Origin of the sequence: Nocardia brasiliensis NBRC 14402 (genome assembly GCF_000308475.2) — a bacterium.
GTDB lineage: Bacteria > Actinomycetota > Actinomycetes > Mycobacteriales > Mycobacteriaceae > Nocardia > Nocardia brasiliensis.
The window spans coordinates 35001-51285 of sequence record NZ_BAFT02000030.1 but is presented as its reverse complement, the minus strand read 5'-3'; the positions used below and the strand labels follow the sequence as shown (position 1 = coordinate 51285).

General features: G+C 68.1%; 20 protein-coding genes. 9 read left to right on the top strand and 11 right to left on the bottom strand.

Going from position 1 to position 16285, the window contains the following annotated elements:
• Positions 1-120: 120 nt before the first annotated feature.
• Both TY25_RS08585 and TY25_RS08580 read left to right on the top strand, forming a co-directional pair.
• Positions 121-645: a cysteine dioxygenase gene (locus TY25_RS08585; protein WP_042255381.1), complete on the top strand. Its 525-nt coding sequence runs from the start codon at positions 121-123 to the stop codon at positions 643-645.
• Positions 642-1034 (top strand): rhodanese-like domain-containing protein, encoded by a 393-nt coding sequence (locus tag TY25_RS08580; protein WP_042255380.1) that lies wholly within the window; start codon positions 642-644, stop codon positions 1032-1034. Before TY25_RS08585 ends, TY25_RS08580 begins: the two co-directional genes overlap by 4 nt.
• 56 nt (positions 1035-1090) lie before the next feature.
• Here TY25_RS08580 and TY25_RS08575 read toward each other — a convergent pair whose 3' ends face one another.
• A complete protein-coding gene (locus tag TY25_RS08575; RefSeq protein WP_041564607.1) occupies positions 1091-1477 on the bottom strand; it encodes a DUF5997 family protein in 387 nt (128 codons plus the stop codon).
• 137 nt (positions 1478-1614) lie between these two features.
• Here TY25_RS08575 and TY25_RS08570 point away from each other — a divergent pair, with 137 nt between their 5' ends.
• Positions 1615-2538 (top strand): LysR family transcriptional regulator, encoded by a 924-nt coding sequence (locus TY25_RS08570; RefSeq protein ID WP_042255379.1) that lies wholly within the window; start codon positions 1615-1617, stop codon positions 2536-2538.
• Between the two features lie 221 nt (positions 2539-2759).
• On the opposite strand, the gene TY25_RS08565 is transcribed toward TY25_RS08570, so the two are convergent.
• The gene (locus tag TY25_RS08565; RefSeq protein WP_029893099.1) at positions 2760-3029 is read right to left on the bottom strand and encodes a DUF2631 domain-containing protein; all 270 of its coding nucleotides are present in this window, start codon (positions 3027-3029) and stop codon (positions 2760-2762) included.
• Positions 3030-3174: 145 nt separating this feature from the next.
• Here TY25_RS08565 and dxr point away from each other — a divergent pair, with 145 nt between their 5' ends.
• The 5 genes from dxr to TY25_RS08540 all read left to right on the top strand — a co-directional run bounded on the left by dxr (position 3175) and on the right by TY25_RS08540 (position 9834).
• On the top strand, positions 3175-4317 hold the full coding sequence (dxr, locus tag TY25_RS08560; RefSeq protein WP_042255427.1) for a 1-deoxy-D-xylulose-5-phosphate reductoisomerase: 1143 nt from the start codon (positions 3175-3177) through the stop codon (positions 4315-4317).
• 225 nt (positions 4318-4542) lie between these two features.
• Positions 4543-5742 carry a M50 family metallopeptidase gene (locus tag TY25_RS08555; protein WP_042255378.1) on the top strand — a complete coding sequence of 400 codons (1200 nt, stop codon included), beginning with the start codon at positions 4543-4545 and terminating at the stop codon, positions 5740-5742.
• Between the two features lie 141 nt (positions 5743-5883).
• Entirely contained in the window at positions 5884-7041 is a 1158-nt protein-coding gene (gene ispG, locus TY25_RS08550) for a flavodoxin-dependent (E)-4-hydroxy-3-methylbut-2-enyl-diphosphate synthase (RefSeq protein ID WP_014986990.1), read from the top strand.
• A gap of 64 nt (positions 7042-7105) precedes the next feature.
• The gene (locus TY25_RS08545; RefSeq protein WP_081868756.1) at positions 7106-7972 is read left to right on the top strand and encodes a GNAT family N-acetyltransferase; all 867 of its coding nucleotides are present in this window, start codon (positions 7106-7108) and stop codon (positions 7970-7972) included.
• A 53-nt stretch (positions 7973-8025) separates the two neighbouring features.
• On the top strand, positions 8026-9834 hold the full coding sequence (locus TY25_RS08540; protein WP_042255377.1) for a penicillin-binding transpeptidase domain-containing protein: 1809 nt from the start codon (positions 8026-8028) through the stop codon (positions 9832-9834).
• A 6-nt stretch (positions 9835-9840) separates the two neighbouring features.
• Here TY25_RS08540 and TY25_RS42505 read toward each other — a convergent pair whose 3' ends face one another.
• The 9 genes from TY25_RS42505 to TY25_RS08500 form a co-directional block, all read right to left on the bottom strand.
• Positions 9841-9999 (bottom strand): hypothetical protein, encoded by a 159-nt coding sequence (locus TY25_RS42505; RefSeq protein WP_156055067.1) that lies wholly within the window; start codon positions 9997-9999, stop codon positions 9841-9843.
• A 305-nt stretch (positions 10000-10304) separates the two neighbouring features.
• Positions 10305-11276 (bottom strand): hypothetical protein, encoded by a 972-nt coding sequence (locus TY25_RS08535; RefSeq protein ID WP_042255376.1) that lies wholly within the window; start codon positions 11274-11276, stop codon positions 10305-10307.
• On the bottom strand, positions 11260-11703 hold the full coding sequence (locus TY25_RS40405) for a hypothetical protein (protein ID WP_052382872.1): 444 nt from the start codon (positions 11701-11703) through the stop codon (positions 11260-11262). The genes TY25_RS08535 and TY25_RS40405 overlap by 17 nt, the downstream gene beginning before the upstream one ends.
• Positions 11704-11707: 4 nt before the next feature.
• On the bottom strand, positions 11708-12430 hold the full coding sequence (locus TY25_RS08525; protein WP_042255375.1) for a WXG100 family type VII secretion target: 723 nt from the start codon (positions 12428-12430) through the stop codon (positions 11708-11710).
• Positions 12427-12747 (bottom strand): type VII secretion target, encoded by a 321-nt coding sequence (locus tag TY25_RS08520; RefSeq protein ID WP_042255374.1) that lies wholly within the window; start codon positions 12745-12747, stop codon positions 12427-12429. The genes TY25_RS08525 and TY25_RS08520 overlap by 4 nt, the downstream gene beginning before the upstream one ends.
• Positions 12748-12887: 140 nt before the next feature.
• Complete coding sequence (locus tag TY25_RS08515; protein WP_014986983.1) at positions 12888-13388, bottom strand: peroxynitrite isomerase; 501 nt, start codon at positions 13386-13388, stop codon at positions 12888-12890.
• A 121-nt stretch (positions 13389-13509) separates the two neighbouring features.
• Positions 13510-14019 (bottom strand): hypothetical protein, encoded by a 510-nt coding sequence (locus tag TY25_RS08510; RefSeq protein WP_042255373.1) that lies wholly within the window; start codon positions 14017-14019, stop codon positions 13510-13512.
• Positions 14016-15074, bottom strand: coding sequence for a DNA polymerase III subunit beta family protein (locus tag TY25_RS08505; RefSeq protein WP_042255372.1), 1059 nt, complete (start codon positions 15072-15074; stop codon positions 14016-14018). The genes TY25_RS08510 and TY25_RS08505 overlap by 4 nt, the downstream gene beginning before the upstream one ends.
• 33 nt (positions 15075-15107) lie before the next feature.
• Positions 15108-15455, bottom strand: a complete 348-nt coding sequence (locus TY25_RS08500; RefSeq protein ID WP_042255371.1) for a winged helix-turn-helix transcriptional regulator — start codon at positions 15453-15455, stop codon at positions 15108-15110.
• Between the two features lie 103 nt (positions 15456-15558).
• Between TY25_RS08500 and TY25_RS08495 the strand changes: the two genes are divergently transcribed.
• Positions 15559-16278 carry an SDR family oxidoreductase gene (locus TY25_RS08495; protein ID WP_081868760.1) on the top strand — a complete coding sequence of 240 codons (720 nt, stop codon included), beginning with the start codon at positions 15559-15561 and terminating at the stop codon, positions 16276-16278.
• Positions 16279-16285: the final 7 nt, after the last annotated feature.

The window sequence follows — 16285 nt, the reverse complement described above, 5'->3', positions numbered from 1 at the left end:
TCGTGCAAAGGCTTCTGCTGACCAGTGACCGGGTCGTCGACCTGGTTCGTGTCGCGGCCTGTGCGTGTCGTCGGTGACGTAACCCGACCTTGCACGCCACACCTCTGCCAGGAGCGCACTGTGACCACGTCACTTCCGGTGAAATTGAAGCACGCCAAAGACCTGCACCCTGATCTCGATCTGCCGCTGCTCGACGAGCTCGTCCGAGCGGATCGCACCCTGTGGACCCCCGATGAACTGCACGAGCTGACAAGTGTGGTGACGCGCGAGCTGACCGTGCCGCTGCTCGACATGGTGCGTTTCGATCCGGCGCAACGCTGGTGGGTGCGGCTGGCGCTGACGATGGGCGTCGAATTGTGGCTGCTGTCCTGGATGCCGGGGCAGGGGACGGAACCGCACGATCACGGGGGCGCCTCGGGTTCGTTCACGGTCCTGCACGGCGAACTGGACGAGGAATTCGCGTTCCCGAACAGTCCGGTCCGTGCCGCTCAGCGCCGCGCCGGGAGCACGGTGGCGTTCGGTCCGGAGCGGGCGCACCGGCTGCGCAACACCAGCGCCCACGACGCCGCGACGGTGCACGCCTACTCGCCGCCGCTGCGGCCGATGCGCGAATACCGCACTCTCGCAGATGTTTCCGGCGCATGAGCGCCGAGGCGTTGCTCGCCCGGGCGCGCGAGAACCTGGTGCGCGTCAGTCCCGAGCAGGCTGAATCGTTGCGCACCGCAGGCGCCTTGCTGGTCGACATCCGGCCCTACGCGAACCGGTCGGCAGAGGGCGAGATTCCCGGCGCGGTCGTGGTCGAACGCATCGTCCTGGAATGGCGCCTCGACCCGCACGGCGACCATCGGCTCCCCGACCTCACCCCGGATACACCGGTCGTGATCTTCTGCAACGAAGGCTACGCCTCCAGCTTCGCCGCCCGCGACGCCCGCGAACTAGGCATACGTGACGCCACCGACCTGGTGGGCGGCTTCCGAGCCTGGAAAGCCGCCGGACTGCCGGTGGTGGCGGGCGGCTCCCCAGCCGTGCCGTAGCGGCTGCGGCACTTGTTCTACCGGCCGCGGCCGACAACCCGCAGCGAGCAGAACGGTCAGAAGCGGTTCTTGGCCGGGCGGTTGGTGGCGGCGCGGCGCTCGGCTTCCTTGGTGGCGATGCGCTCGTTTTCCTTGCGGACTTCGGCGTAGGTTTCGCGTTCGCGGGTCAGCCATTCCGGCGGGTCGGCGAGGAGGGCGGCGATCTCGTCGGCGGTGAGGGCGTCGGCGACGCCGGCGCGGGAGAGGCCGGAGTTGGAGATGCCGAGTTTGCGGGCGGTGATATCGCGCGGGAAGGGGCCGGTGCGGCGGAGTTCGGTGAGCCACTCCGGGGGATCGGTGCGCAAGGCCTCGAGGTCGGCGCGGGACAGGGGAGTGGTTCGGAAGGATTCGGGAGCCGCGGGGAGATAGATGCCCAGCTTGTTGGCTGCGGTCAGGGGCTTCATCTGCTGCGGGTCCAGGCTCACGGCTGCGCCTCGCTGACGCTCGGCTCCGTCGTAAGCCTGAGGGCGCCGTGCCTTCGATTCACTCGCTGTCGCTCGCTCACTGCACCAGCCTATCCGGTACGGATACGCTTCCCTGCATGAGCCGGTTCGAGTCGATCGATATCGCGCGCCTGCGGTGGTTTGTCGCGGTTGCCGAGGAATTGCATTTCGCGCGGGCGGCGAAGGGGCTGAACATTTCGCGGCAGCGGTTGAGTCAGACGGTGATCGATCTGGAAGCGGAACTCGGTACGAAACTGTTCGTGCCGGGCGCGCAACCGACGCAGCTGACGGCGGACGGGGTGGAACTGCTGGAGGCGGCGCGGGAGTTGATCGCGCGAGCGGAGGAGGTGGCGGCCGAGACTCCGGCGGCGGCGCCCGCGTTGCGGGTGGGGTTCGTGCCCGGCGTCACGGTGTCGAAGTGGACGCGGATCTGGGGTGAGCGGTTTCCGGACATCCCGCTCGAGGTGGTGGCGCTGCCGATGGCGGAGCAGGAGTCGGCGTTGCGCGACGAGCGGGTGGATCTGTGCTTCGTCCGGCTGCCGATCGATCGGGACGGGATGAGCGCGATTCCGCTTTATCGGGAGGTGCCGGTCGTCGTGGTGCCGAAGGATCACCCGATCTCGGCTTTCGACCAGGTCGGCATGGCGGACCTGTCCGGCGAGTGGATGCAGGACGCCACGGATATCGACGCGGCTGCGGACGCCATCGAATTGGTGGCCGCGGGCGTCGGGGTGACCGTGGTGCCGCATTCGATCGCGCGGCTGCACGCCCGCAAGGATGTCGTCTACCGCACCGTCATGGATCGTGCGGACACCGAGATCGCCCTGGCTTGGCCCGCTGCGCGCACCACGGACTTGGTCGAGGAGTTCGTCGGCGTTGTGCGGGGCCGCTCCGAACGCAGCTCCCGCTCACCGGCCACGCGCGCGAAAAGCCCTGCGCCACAGAAGAAGACACCGGCCAAGCGGCCGACTGCCGGGAAATCTCAGCCCAAGAAGAAGCCGGCGAAGCGCCGCGGACGCTGAGCGAGCGGGGGCCGCTACATCGACGTGTCCCCACTCGCCACTTCACGCGTTGCCGCCGGAGCACGTCGGTGACCGGGTCGAGGTCGGTCACCCCGCGCGTTCGCAGAGGCCATGATGCGCCTTGCCGGCAACCGCGGCGATCACCGAAGTCAGTGTGATGCGGTGGCGCCGTCGAGCAGGCGTCGTCCGCGGCACCACGTCCGCGCGGGCGGGACGATTCCCTACCGCGGCTTGCGCTTGAGGATCGAGTCGCGGATCAGGATGGCGACGATGGCGGCGGCGAAGCCGATCAGGAAGATGTCCTCGACATGTCCCTTGTGGTTGCCGATCACCATCGCGATCAGGATGAGCGCGGTGATCCAGCCCGCGACGCGGAAGGTCTTGGGCGATTCGCCGCTCCAACCCCAGGCGGCGGAGGGGACCTCGGCGGTGTCCACGTGAGTGACGATGCCGCGCTCGGTGCTGGCGGGTTCGAGTTCCGTGGCGGCCACGATCGCTCCTTAGCTGGTTCGGGTACCGCGGGTTCCGGTACGACCTCGAAGGGACTGCTGCTCGATATCGTGACATACGACGGGGCGTCGTTGACAGTCGGGCCACGCCCGTCGCGCGAACTTTTCTGTGCGCCACAATGAACGGGTGTCCGACATCGTGAAAGTCCTGCTCCTCGGCAGCACCGGATCCATTGGTACCCAAGCGCTCGAGGTGATCGCCGCCAATCCCGACCGGTTCGAGGTGGTCGGCCTGGCGGCGCGCGGCGGTAATACGGCGCTGCTGGCGCAGCAGATGGCGGCCACCGGGACGCGCAATGTCGCGGTTGCCGACCCGGCCGCCGCCGCGCAATTGGATCTGGAGCTCGCCGGGCCCGCGGCGGTGACCGAACTGGTCCGCCGCACCGAGGCCGACGTCGTGCTCAACGCGTTGGTCGGCTCGCTCGGCCTCGAGCCCACCCTGGCCACCCTGCACTCGGGTACCAGGTTGGCGCTGGCCAACAAGGAGTCGTTGGTCGCGGGTGGTTCACTCGTCACCCGCGCGGCCGCACCCGGCCAGATCGTGCCCGTCGATTCGGAGCATTCCGCGCTGGCCCAGTGCCTGCGCGGCGGGCGGGCCGACGAGGTGGACCGTCTCGTGCTCACCGCATCGGGCGGTCCGTTCCGCGGCTGGACCACCGAGATGCTGGAATCGGTGAATCCGGCTGAGGCCAAGACACATCCGACGTGGTCGATGGGCCCGATGAACACGCTCAATTCGGCCTCGCTGGTGAACAAGGGCCTCGAGTTGATCGAGACGCACCTGCTGTTCGGCATTCCGTACGACCGCATCGACGTCACCGTGCACCCGCAGTCGATCGTGCACTCGATGGTCACCTTCACCGACGGTTCCACGCTGGCGCAGGCGAGCCCGCCGGATATGAAACTGCCGATCGCGCTGGCCCTCGGCTGGCCGGACCGGGTGCCCGGCGCGGCCGCCTCCTGCGATTGGGGCACTGCCTCCACCTGGACCTTCGAGCCGGTCGACAGCGCGGTCTTCCCGGCCATCGATCTGGCCCGGCGGGCGGGCGAGGCGGGCGGCAGCGTCACCGCCGTCTACAACGCCGCCAACGAGGTCGCGGTGCAGGCGTTTCTCGACGGCAAGATCCGCTTCCCCGAGATCGTGCGCACCGTCGCGGCGGCGGTCGAGGCCGCCGACCAGTGGCGGCCCGAACCCACGTCGCTCGCCGAGGTCCTGGCCGCCGACACCTGGGCCCGCGATTTCACCCGCGGCCGGGTCGATCCCGCGTAGGCGGGGCCGACCGTGCCGTCCGGCGCGGACCCGCGTCCGAGGGTTTCCGACTCGCGAAGTGAGCCTCGGCTGGCAGACTGAGCACCCGGGGCTGATGGGTGTCCGGTTACTGTGGTCGTGGGCTCGCGGCCGCGACGGACTCGCGCACCCGGGTTTGTGGGCGGCCGGACCGGGCGGCCGCATGTCATCAGGCGAGCTGCGCACAGCAGGAGGGCTGTAAATCACATGGTGTTCGCGTTGGGTTTCGTGCTGTTCGCTCTAGGCATCACGATTTCGATTGCGCTGCACGAATGCGGGCACATGTGGACCGCGCAAGCCACCGGTATGAAGGTGCGGCGGTACTTCATCGGATTCGGGCCGAAGATCTTCTCGTTCCGGCGGGGTGAGACCGAGTACGGGCTCAAAGCGCTCCCGCTCGGCGGTTTCTGCGATATCGCGGGCATGACCGCGCTGGACGAGTTGCAGCCCGAAGAGGTCGAACGCGCGATGTATCGCCAGGCCACCTGGAAACGGATGGTGGTGATGTCGGGCGGTATCGCGATGAACTTCCTGCTCGGCTACATCCTGGTGGTGTTCCTCGCCGTCGGGTGGGGCCTGCCCCGGTTCGATCAGCCGCCCGCCACCGCGCTCGGGGTGATGGACTGTGTGGCGCAACAGAATCCGGACGGCAGCATGCAACCGTGCACCGGTACCGGTCCGGCGCAGCGCGCGGGACTGCAACGCGGTGACCTGGTGACCGCGGTCAACGGGGTGAACGTGAAGACCTGGAAGGAATTCCAGTCCGAGACCCAGAAGCAGAACGGTCCGTTCACCTACACCGTCGATCGCAAGGGGCAGAGCCTCACCATCCCGGTGACCCCGGAGCGGGTCGTGCGCTACCCCGAGGGTGGCGGTGCGGGGCGTGAGGTCAGCGCAGTCGGCGTCGGCATGGACTTCTACGAGCCGGTCCAATACAACGTCCTGGCCGCTATTCCCGCGGCCGGCGCGTTCACCGGTGACATGTTCGTGCGCACTTTCCAGTCGCTGGCCCAGTTGCCGCAGAAGGTGACCGCGCTGTGGAGCGCGGTGACCGGCGGCGAGCGCGACGCGGAGACCCCGGTCAGCGTGTACGGCGCCAGCAAGATCGGCGGCGAGACCGCCGAACGCGGCCTGTGGAACGTCTTCATCCTGGTGCTGGCCAGCCTGAACTTCTTCCTCGGCGCGTTCAACATCCTGCCGTTGCTGCCGCTCGACGGCGGCCACATGGCGGTGGTCCTCTACGAGAAGGTCCGCAACACCATCCGCGGCTGGAAGGGACTCGCCCCCGGTGGGCCGGTGGACTATCTGAAGTTGTTGCCGGTCACCTACGTCGCGGTGGTGATCGGCGGCGCGTACATGGTGCTCACCCTGGTGGCCGACATCGTGAATCCGATCAAACTGTTCTGAGTTTCGCCGGCGCGGTACCCTGTCGCCGGCCCTAGGGGAGAGCACGTTGTCGCGGGCGTCACAGGGTGGCCGTTCGGCGGGCGCGACTAAGCTCGTAGGCGAACGGCCCGGAATGTACGGACGGAAAGTAGGCAGCCGAAGGTGACCAGCACAATCGGATTGGGGATGCCCGCCGCACCCGCGGCCGTTCTCGCACCTCGACGCAAGACCCGCCAGCTGATGGTGGGCAATGTCGGAGTGGGCAGCGATCACCCGATCTCCGTGCAGTCGATGACCACCACCAAGACCCACGACATCAACGCCACCCTGCAGCAGATCGCGGAGCTCACCGCTTCGGGCTGCGACATCGTGCGGGTGGCCTGTCCGCGTCAGGAAGACGCGGACGCGCTGGCGACGATCGCGCGCAAGAGTCAGATCCCGGTGATCGCCGATATCCATTTCCAGCCCCGCTACATCTTCGCCGCGATCGACGCGGGCTGTGCCGCGGTGCGCGTGAATCCCGGCAACATCAAGGAATTCGACGGTCGAGTCGGCGAGGTCGCCAAGGCGGCCGGCGCCGCGGGCATCCCGATCCGGATCGGTGTCAACGCCGGTTCGCTGGACAAGCGGATGCTGGAGAAGTACGGCAAGGCCACCCCGGAGGCGCTGGTCGAGTCCGCGCTGTGGGAGGCGAGCCTGTTCGAGGAGCACGGCTTCGGCGATATCAAGATCTCGGTCAAGCACAACGACCCGGTGATCATGGTGGAGGCGTACCGGCAGCTGGCCGCGCAGAGCGACTACCCGCTGCATCTCGGCGTGACCGAGGCGGGTCCGGCGTTCCAGGGCACGATCAAGTCCGCGGTGGCATTCGGTGCGCTGCTCTCGGAGGGCATCGGCGACACCATCCGGGTTTCGCTGTCCGCGCCGCCCGCCGAGGAGATCAAGGTCGGTGGCCAGATCCTGCAGTCGCTGAATCTGCGGCCGCGCAAGCTCGAGATCGTCTCCTGCCCGTCCTGTGGGCGCGCTCAGGTTGACGTGTACACCTTGGCCAACGAGGTGTCCGCCGGACTGGAGGGCATGGAGGTGCCGCTGCGGGTGGCCGTGATGGGTTGCGTCGTCAACGGACCGGGCGAGGCCCGGGAAGCGGATCTCGGTGTGGCCTCGGGCAACGGCAAGGGCCAGATCTTCGTGAAGGGCGAGGTCATCAAGACTGTGCCGGAGGCGCAGATCGTCGAAACGCTGATCGAAGAGGCCATGCGGATCGCCGAGGAAATGGGCGAGGACGTCGGCTCGGGCGAGCCCGTGGTCACGGTCGGCTAACGGCGGGACTGTTGCGTTCGGCATAGCCGTACCACATCGCGGATATTCGTGGCAGGCTGTCAACGTGCGGAGTCTGCTGGAGCCGACGCGAAGGGCGAAATATGTCCCCGCGCGGCAGCTCGCGAATCGGGACCTGGCGCAGGTCCTTCGAGTTCTGGACGCCGATCCGGTGGCCTCGTGTATGGTCGCGGCCCGGCTCCAGGAATTCGGCCTCGATGCCGCGCGCTGCGGGCAGGGTGAATTGTGGAGCCGCGGCGGGCCGTCGGAATCGCTGTGTTTCTCCGGCGCGAATCTGGTGCCGTTGCGTGGCGACCACGACGCGTTGCGCGCCTTCGCCGATCGTGCCGTGCGCTGGCCTCGAATAGCGTCCTCGGTGGTCGGGCGGCGCGAATTGGCTTTGCCGCTGTGGGAAATGCTGGCTGGTCATTGGGGTCCGGAACGCGAATTACGCGGCGAGCAACCATTGCTCGCGCTCGCGCAACCGCCACTGGCGACTCCTGATCCGAATGTGCGCCGGGTGCGCCCGGACGAAATAGATCGCTATCTCGGTGCGGCGATCGCCATGTTCATCGAGGAGGTCGGCGTCGATCCGCGTGCGGGTGACGGCGGCCGCGGATATCGGCGGCGCATTCAGAGCTTGATCGAATCCGGCCGGGCCTGGGCACGTTTCGAGGACGGCGAGGTCGTGTTCAAGGCGGAGGTGGGGGCGCTGTCGCGGCGCACCGGTCAGATCCAAGGTGTCTGGGTGCATCCGGAACATCGAGGCAGCGGGCGCGGCACCGCAGGCACTGCGGCCATCGCGAACGCCGTGGTGGCCTCCGGACGGACCGCGAGCCTGTACGTCAACGATTACAACGCGATCGCCCGCCGGGCCTACAGCCGCGTCGGATTCCGGCAGATCGCGACCTTCTCCACTATCCTGCTCGACTGAAACACGGTGTGCCGCCGGGGTTTGCCCGGAGGTGGCCACTACCATCGGTGCCGATGCAGACCAGGACGGTACCGTTGCGAAAATCGCTGCTCGGCGCGCTGAGCGTGGCGGTGCTCACGCTGTCCGCCGTCGGCTGTGGCGGCGGTCCGCAGGGACCGACGCCGGTCGCCGACGATTTCGTCGAAGCCTTCGCCTCGCGCGACCCGGCGGCCGCGGCCCGGCTCACCAACCAACCCGAAAAGGCCACCGCCGCACTGAATTCCGCGTGGGACCAGTTGCAGGCGGAGGGACTGGACGCGCGCACCGGCTCGGCGCGGGTCAGCGGCGACACCGCGACCGTCGACTACACCTACGAGTGGCGGCTGCCCAAGAACCGGACCTGGCGCTACACCGGCCAATTGCAGATGGGCCGCAGCGAAGGCCGCTGGGTGGTGCGCTGGACCTCCTCGAACATCCACCCGAATCTCGGCAACACCCAGACGCTCGCGCTGCGTGCCACGCCCGCGCCGCGGGCCCGGGTGAACGAGCAGGCGGGCAGCGATGTGCTGGTGCCCGGCAAGGTGTCCCGGGTCGCGTTCACCGCGGCGAGCGCGCCCGATCCCGGCGCGGTGGCAACGGCCCTGGCGGCCGCGCTGAACCGCTTCGATCCGAAGCTCACCCCCGAAGCCATCCGGGACGCGGCCACCGCTACTCCGGGCGCGTACACCGTCATGGTGCTCAACGAGAACGAATTCGACCAGGTGAGTACCGATCTCATCGGTTTGCCAGGAGTGCAGCTCACCTCCGAATGGGATCTGGTGCCCACCGATCGCAATTTCGCGCCGGACCTGCTCGCGCAGGTGCGCAAGACGGTGATCGCGGAGGTCGACGGCAAGGCGGGCTGGAGCGTGGTCACCATGAACGCCAACGGCGCCGATACCGACGTGCTCACCGAGGTGCCGGCGCAACCTGCGCCGTCGTTCTCGCTCAGCGTGGACCGCAACGTGCAGAACGCCGCGCAACGCGCGGTCGACCTGCGCCCCGACCAGACCATGATGGTGGTGCTGCGGCCCTCCACCGGCGCGATCCTGGCGATCGCGCAGAACAAGGCGGCCGATCGGGACGGGCCGGTGGCGACCATCGGTCAGTATCCGCCCGGCTCGGTGTTCAAGACGGTGACCGCGGCCGCGGCGATGTCCACCGGTATCGCGACGCCGGACACGGTGCTGCCCTGCCCGAGCCGAATCACCATCGGCGAGCGCATGATTCCCAACTACAATCTCTTCACCGTCGGGGACGTACCGATGATCACGGCGTACGAGCGGTCGTGCAACACCTCGTTCGCGACCATAGCCAGCAGATTGCCGGGTACCGCCCTGCACAACGCCGCGATGAAATTCGGACTCGGCACCGGCTACACGATCGCGGGTCTGCCGACGTTCACCGGGTCGGTACCGCCCGCGGATGAACTGGTGCAGCGCACCGAGGACGGCATCGGCCAGGGCAAGGTGGTGGTCAGCCCGTTCGGCATGGCGCTGATGGCGGCGACGATCGCGCACGGCTCGCTGCCGGTGCCGTACCTGATCGCGGGTCGCACCACGACCATCGATGATCCCGGCGACGCGCCCGACCCGGCGGTGATCGCCGGCCTGCGCGCGATGATGCGCCGGGTGGTCACCGGCGGCACCGCCGAGCGGATCGCCGACCAGGGCGAGGTGTACGGAAAAACCGGCGAGGCCGAGGTGGAGGGCGGGTCGCACTCATGGTTCGTCGGCTATCGCGGGGATATGGCGTTCGCGACTTTGCTGGTCAAGGGCGGTAGTTCAGACAACGCGGTCGCGGTCACCCGCGATATGTTCGCCGCGTTGCCCGGTGGTTACTGACGGCGGCTACCGCTGGGTGCTGCCGGGGCCGGCCTGCTGATTGCTGGAGGACGCGCCGTGCTCCAGAATGATGGCGCCGGCATCACCGCCGTCCAGGATCTCGACGGTCGCCGCGCCCCCGAGAATGATGGCGACGCTGGCCAGAACGGTGGTGGAACGCTTCATTGTTCGGCTCCCTCAGGTCAGGGGTGTCGACGGGGTTCTTGCATCGAGTGGGTTCGCCACGCGAAGTTGACTGAAAGTTTGCTGGCTGATCGAACCGTAATCTCTGGGCGATTCGGTGAACAAGGACATGTGGCCGATGGCACAGCGTGGGCCATAGTGGTATGGGTCACATTCTCGAATGGTCTGCGGTGAGACTACCCAGCTGGCGCGCGACCTTGTCGCGAAATCCATCGATGCTGGAACAAGTACACGGAACGGGCCATTCGGACAGATAAAATCGCGCACTCTTTGCGCTCGAGCGGACGCTATCCGGATTTTGCCGGATCGGTCTGTTCTGTCGAGGCGCCGGAATCGCCCGGGGCGGCGAAATGTCCCCTTCGGAATCGGCGCAACGCGGCCTCGGTGCCGAGTTCGCGGCGGAGCTCTCCGTGGTGCAGGTAATAACGCAGTGCGTGGAACACCAGGGTGGGGTCGGTGTCGATTTGCTGATGGGGTATTTCATAGGCGAGGTAGCCCGCATCGGGGAAACGTTCGTCCGGTGTGGTCGTCGGATCGTCCGGACCGAGTACTGCGGGATCATCGACCAGGACGACGATCATGTTTGTCGCCGCGGCGGTAGCGAGCGCGGCCGGACTGTTGCGGACATGGGCGGCGTGAATGCCGGAAATATCGGTCCAGTCGAGCACGACCGGGCCGGCGCCGTGGTCGGTGCGCAATTGCCGCGGGGTGAGCAGTATTCCGGTATTCGCTCGCGTCACGTGCGGCCGAAATGTATGGCGTGCCAGGAAAAGACACAATGCGCCCGCGGCACTCAGCCCCGCACATACGAGATATCCGAGCGACGGATCGGTGCCGAATTTCCAGGCCATGAACCATGCGCCGCATCCGATCAGCAGCACGCCGCCCGTGGCCAGCGCCACCGGCCGGATCCTGGACGGCAGCCGCACCGGGATCGCCAGCGCGGACTGGGCTTCGGGGCCGGTGAGCACGGTGCTCGCCTGTACCACGGCGTCTTTCGGCCAGGCTCGCCACAGCGCGCAGAGCACGCCCGCGGTCACCGCGGTCCAGATCGCGGCGCCGAGCAGGGTGCCCGCGTCGGCTGTGCCGTGCACCAGGCGGCCGAGCCCGAGCACGGCCGCGCTGAGCGGAATGAGCAGTACCACCGCGACGCAGCACGGCAGGACCGCGTACCGATATGAGTAGAACGCCCGCCGATCCCATCCGCCGGGAAACGGCAGGTCGAATCTGCTCCGGTAGCGGTTATTCGAGCCAGCCACGGCGCCGATGGTCCTCGAAGTACCGGTCGTCCGCGTCCGGCTCGCCCGGGTCGGCGATCGGGTCGCGGTTCGGTGTGTCGGGCCGCACCGCCGCCTGGGGTTCGGATTGCTCGTGCGACGCGCCGGACTCGCGCAGCTGATCCAATTCCGCTTGCCCGAGCGCGGCCAGTCGTTCGCGCTCGGCCGCCGACATCGCGCCGGCACGATGGAACATGCCCTGGGCGATACCGTCGAGCAGTCGCGCGAACCCGTCGGATTTGCCGAACTCGCGCATGCTCGCCCGGCCGGCGAGCACCTCGCCGAGGGTGCGGCGCAATTCCGGGTCCGCGGTCGAGGACGCGAGCACCTCGAGCGAGCGGCGCAGGTGGCGTGCGGCGCCGAGATCGCCCTGCGCCACATCGAAGACGACTTCGGGTTGCTGCGGCATTCGGTCACGCTCCCGGGTGGTCGTAGGTCGCGGTGCCCAGCGGCGGCAGCTCGCTCGGCGGTCTGTTGGACAGTTCCAGTGCGGTGGCGCCGAGGCCGACGACGGTTTTGAACGCGCCCGTCGTCACGGTCAGGATCTGCTCGAATCGGGCGAAGATCATCACGGCGTGGGCGGCGGCCACCGCGGCGGCCGCGGCCGCGCCGGGAGCGCCGACGAGCGTCGAGGACAGCACCGTGGCCGCGGCCATTTCGGCCAGCCACATGATCGTCCAATCGACGATGTCCTGCAGCAGGTCGCCGAGCAGCCGAGCCAGGTTGAGCATGGAGTTGCCGATGTTGTTCAGCGTGCGTTCGATCTCCCGGAGTGCCGTGACCTGGAATTCGACGCCGCCCGCGAGATGGTGGAAGTAGCCGCGGGCTTGGTCGGCGGCGTTGCCGCGCCACGACTCGGACAGCAGGCGCTGGCACTCGGTCTCCAGCGAATCGTGGAAGGCGGCGTTGAATCCGGCCAGGTTTCCCGCGGCGTCCGCGGCCTGCTTCACCCCCGCCCAGTCGCCCGCGACGAACTCCGAGGCCAGGCCGAATACATCGGTGCCGGTGATGCTCTGGATGGCCTGACCGATGTAGTAGGCCGGGGAGACGTAGTTCCCGCCGAGGAAGAAGGGAATCCAGCCGGGCAGCGGATCGGTGGCCTCGGGAACCTGCAGGGCCGCCGCCGGGCCGGTCACTTCGGCACCCCGACGTAGGTGCGGTCCAGGCGGATCGCCGTGGCCAGATCGGTGGTCCGGTACATCTCGGCACTGTTGGCGAGTTCCGTCGACGCTGTCTCGCTCAGCACCCGCAGGTGGATGTAATTGGACTCGAGATTCCGGCGTACTTCCTCGAGCATGCCTTTGACCTGCGCATAGATCCGGCCGTCGTGGTCGCCGAAGGCGAACCAGGTGGCCGCGTAGTCCTTCGCGGAGCCGACCTGGCCCGCCAGGTCGCCTAGTGTGGCGGCGAACTCGTCCAGCTGATCGGGCCGTACTCGGAGCTCTTCGGCCATCGGGTCCTCCCGTTGTCGTCGTCCGGTACCGGATCGGCTACTCCGGAGGACGACGTCGTCGGCGGCCGTCCGGGTCCGATACTGGTTCGACGCGACACGACGGCGTTCGGTTCCATCGAATCGGGAGAGATTTTTCCGGGCTACTCGGCGCGGATCAGGGTGGCGGCGAGGTGGTGTTGCAGCGGCTCGCCGACCGCGGCCATGCGCACCGTGTAGTCGATCGTGTCGCCCTTGACCTGAAAGGTACGGCCGAGTGCGGTAACGAGTTTCGCGGTACTGGAACGGCCGATACTGGTCGAGTCGAATTCCAGGTGCAGCGCACCGTCGTCGACCGTCAGTGCGCCCTCGCATATTTCGGTGATCCCGGTGGGATGGGCCAAGATCAATTCCACCCGATCCGGACGCGGGCAGCGCAGATATCCGGTTTCGGCGTGCATCGGGCGGCCGTCGTCGGCCGCGCGGGTGCGCTGCCGGTAGGTGAGGAACGGCCGGCCGAGATGACCGAACCGGACTTCTTCCAGATAGTCGAACGGCTGGATGGTCGGGTATTCGCCGTGTCCGTTGCCGCGCCAGGTGCCGAGCAGCGCAGCCAAGGGGGCGATATCGGGATGGGGTGCGATTGGCGGTTGGGATTCGACCACGGCGCACAGCCTAAACCTGTTGGTTCCCGGGGGTTTCACATACCGCCGAATCCCGTCGGCAATAAGGGTAGCTTTACCTGAACGGCGGCCTCATTCTCTCGCTGGAACAGAAAGCGTCGCCCTATTCACCGGCATCCGGTCGACCGGTCGGGGCAGACGCGCGTGGGCTGGTGTCGCCGGCCCGCACGGCTGTTTCCACTTCGCCGAGCGCGGTGTGGATGACCGTGCGGTAGGGGCTGTCCGGCAGGTCCGGCAATGTCGTACGGGTGGCGGCGATTTCGCGGCGGGCGGCGGCGAACGAGCCGAGCCTGCGGTAATTGTCCGCGAGGTTCAGGTGCAGCGACGGATAGAAGCCGCGGACCTGCAGCGACGAGTGGTACTGCTGGGCCCGGGCATCGGTCAGGCTGTCGGCCGCATCGAGGGCGCGGATATCCCAGGTGAGCGCCTCGGCCGGGTCGTCGTGCAGGTCGGCCAGGTAGTGCGCGAGTGCGCAGCGGTGCAGCGGATCCCCCTGGGGGCCAAGGGAATTCCAGAGGTCCAGCAGTGCGGTGCGGGCGGCGTCGGGCTGTCCGTCCCGGCCGAGTTCCACCGCGTGGGTGATGGCGGTCATGGTGGTGTCGGTCGTGGTCATTGGTTCTCCTCCGGTGCGGTGGGACGGGTGGGCATGACAAGGGTGGTGAGGTCGCCGTCGGTGGCGGAACGGACGACGACCGGCCGGTCGGCGGCGGCGATGTCGATCATGAGATCCGGGCCGAGCGCGCTGTGGATCGCCGAGCGCAGCGTCGCGGTGGTGAAGGTCAGGGCGAGATCGGGGCCGGTGCGCTCGGCGGGCAACCGCCGGTGTGCGCCGTGGGCGTCCGAAATCATGAGCCCGGTGCGCTCGGCCGCGAATCGAACGGTGGCAGAGGCGCTTTCGAGGGCGGCGAGCAGCGGTTCACGGGCCGTGACCACGCGCAGCCGTGCCGGCGCGAGCGCGTCCAGCATGGCGCGGTAGTCCGGGAACCGCTCGTCGATCACGGCGCAGCAGCGCTGTTCATCGCCGCTGACCAGTCTCAGCCCCTGAGCCGTTGGCGCCGCGACGATTTCGTCGAGCTCGCCGAGCCACTCGATGATCGGTCCGAGTTCGCGTGCGTCGACGACCAGGGACCAGTCCGCTCCCCGGCGCTCCCGCGGCACCACGCTCCTGGTCGAGAGCCGGTATCGATCGGTGGCGGTCAGCGTCAGCGATGTGGCGTCCACTTCGAACGAAATGCCTGCCAGGACCGAGATTTCGGGATTCACCGCAGTCGCGGCGCGTACCTGCTGGAACGCCGTGGCGAGCAGCGCCGCGGGCACAGTGACCCGGTCGCCGGCCAGCGTCTGTTTGATCGCCGCCGCGGCCTGTTCGGCCGCGCGTGCCCGCCGGTGCAGGTCGGCCACGTGCCGATCCAGCAGTTGCTCGGCGCGCCGGACATCACCGGTCAGGATGTCGGCGATCGCGTCGAGCGGCACCTCGATGGCCCGCAGCCTGCGGATCAGCGTCGCGCGTTCTCGTTGCTCCTCGGTGTAGTACCGGTACCCGGTGAGCGGATCGACCTGGGCGGGCACCAGGAGCCCGCAGTCGTCGTAGAAGCGCAGCGCGCTCGCCGTGAGCCCGCTGGCTCGCGCGAGCACGCCGATCGTGATCAATTTGCCGGACTCTGCCACCCGGCCATCATGAAGTCTCGAGTAGGCCGAAGGTCAAACCGCCGGTTCGCCCCCGGTGGGCGTCCAGTGCCGCGACCAGTCCCAGAGCGGGCGCAGCGCGGCGGTGAGTCCGGTTCCGGCGGTGGTCAACTCGTAGGACTTGTCCGCGTTCTTGACGATCAGGCCCGCGGTTTGCAGGTGCTGGAGCCGGACCGAGAGCATGCTCGACGAGCAGTTGTCCATGCGCCGGCGCAGCTCGAGAAAGCCGAGGCGGCCCGGTTCCAATTCCCACAGGATGCGCAGCATCCAGCGCTGGCCCAGCAGCTCCATCGCGGCAAGGACCGGCGCGTTCGCCGGATCTCGCCCGCCGTTCGGTGGCGTCGCCCCGTTTGCGCTTCTCATTTAGAACTACCATAGTGGTTCTGAATTAGAAGCAATTCGCCGGGCCGCCGGGCCCGCGATCGAGAGGGCGACGGTGGGCGAAGCAGACGGACAGAGGGTCGTTCTGATCACGGGCGCGTCCCGGGGCATCGGAGCGGAAACGGCCCGGATCCTGGCGGCCGGTGGTGATCACGTGATCATCAACTATCGCGAAAAGCTCAAGCGCGCCAAGGTGATCGCCGACGGGATCGTGGCCGCCGGAGGTAGCGCGTCCACCGCGGGCGCGGACATCTCCGACGAGGATTCGGCCCGCGCCTTGATCGAGGGCATCGTCGCGCAGTTCGGCCGGATCGACGTGCTCGTCCTCAATGCCTCGGGCGGTCTCGAGCGCCAGGCCGCGCCCGGCTACGCCATGGCGATCAACCGGGACGCGCAGACCCGGCTGGTGCGATTCGCGCTGCCGCACATGCCATCCGGCGCCAGGATCGTCTTCGTCACGAGTCATCAGGCGCACTTCCACGGCCGCAAGCCGGTGCCCGCCGACTACGAGCCCATCGCCGCGAGCAAGCGCGCCGGTGAGGACGCGCTGCGGGCGATGATTCCCGAGCTCGCCGCGCGAGATATCCCGCTGCACATCGTTTCCGGTGACATGATCGACGGCACGATCATCGTGCAACTGCTGGAACGCCGGAATCCGGATGCGGTCTCGGCTCGGCGCGAGCAGGCCGCGCTGCCCACCGTTGCCGAATTCGCCACTGCCGTAGCCGAAGCCACCACCTCGACCGCGGAGTCCGGCCACACCACCTACGTCGGCGGCCCGGACTACCTCGCCGACGCGGGTTGATCGAGGT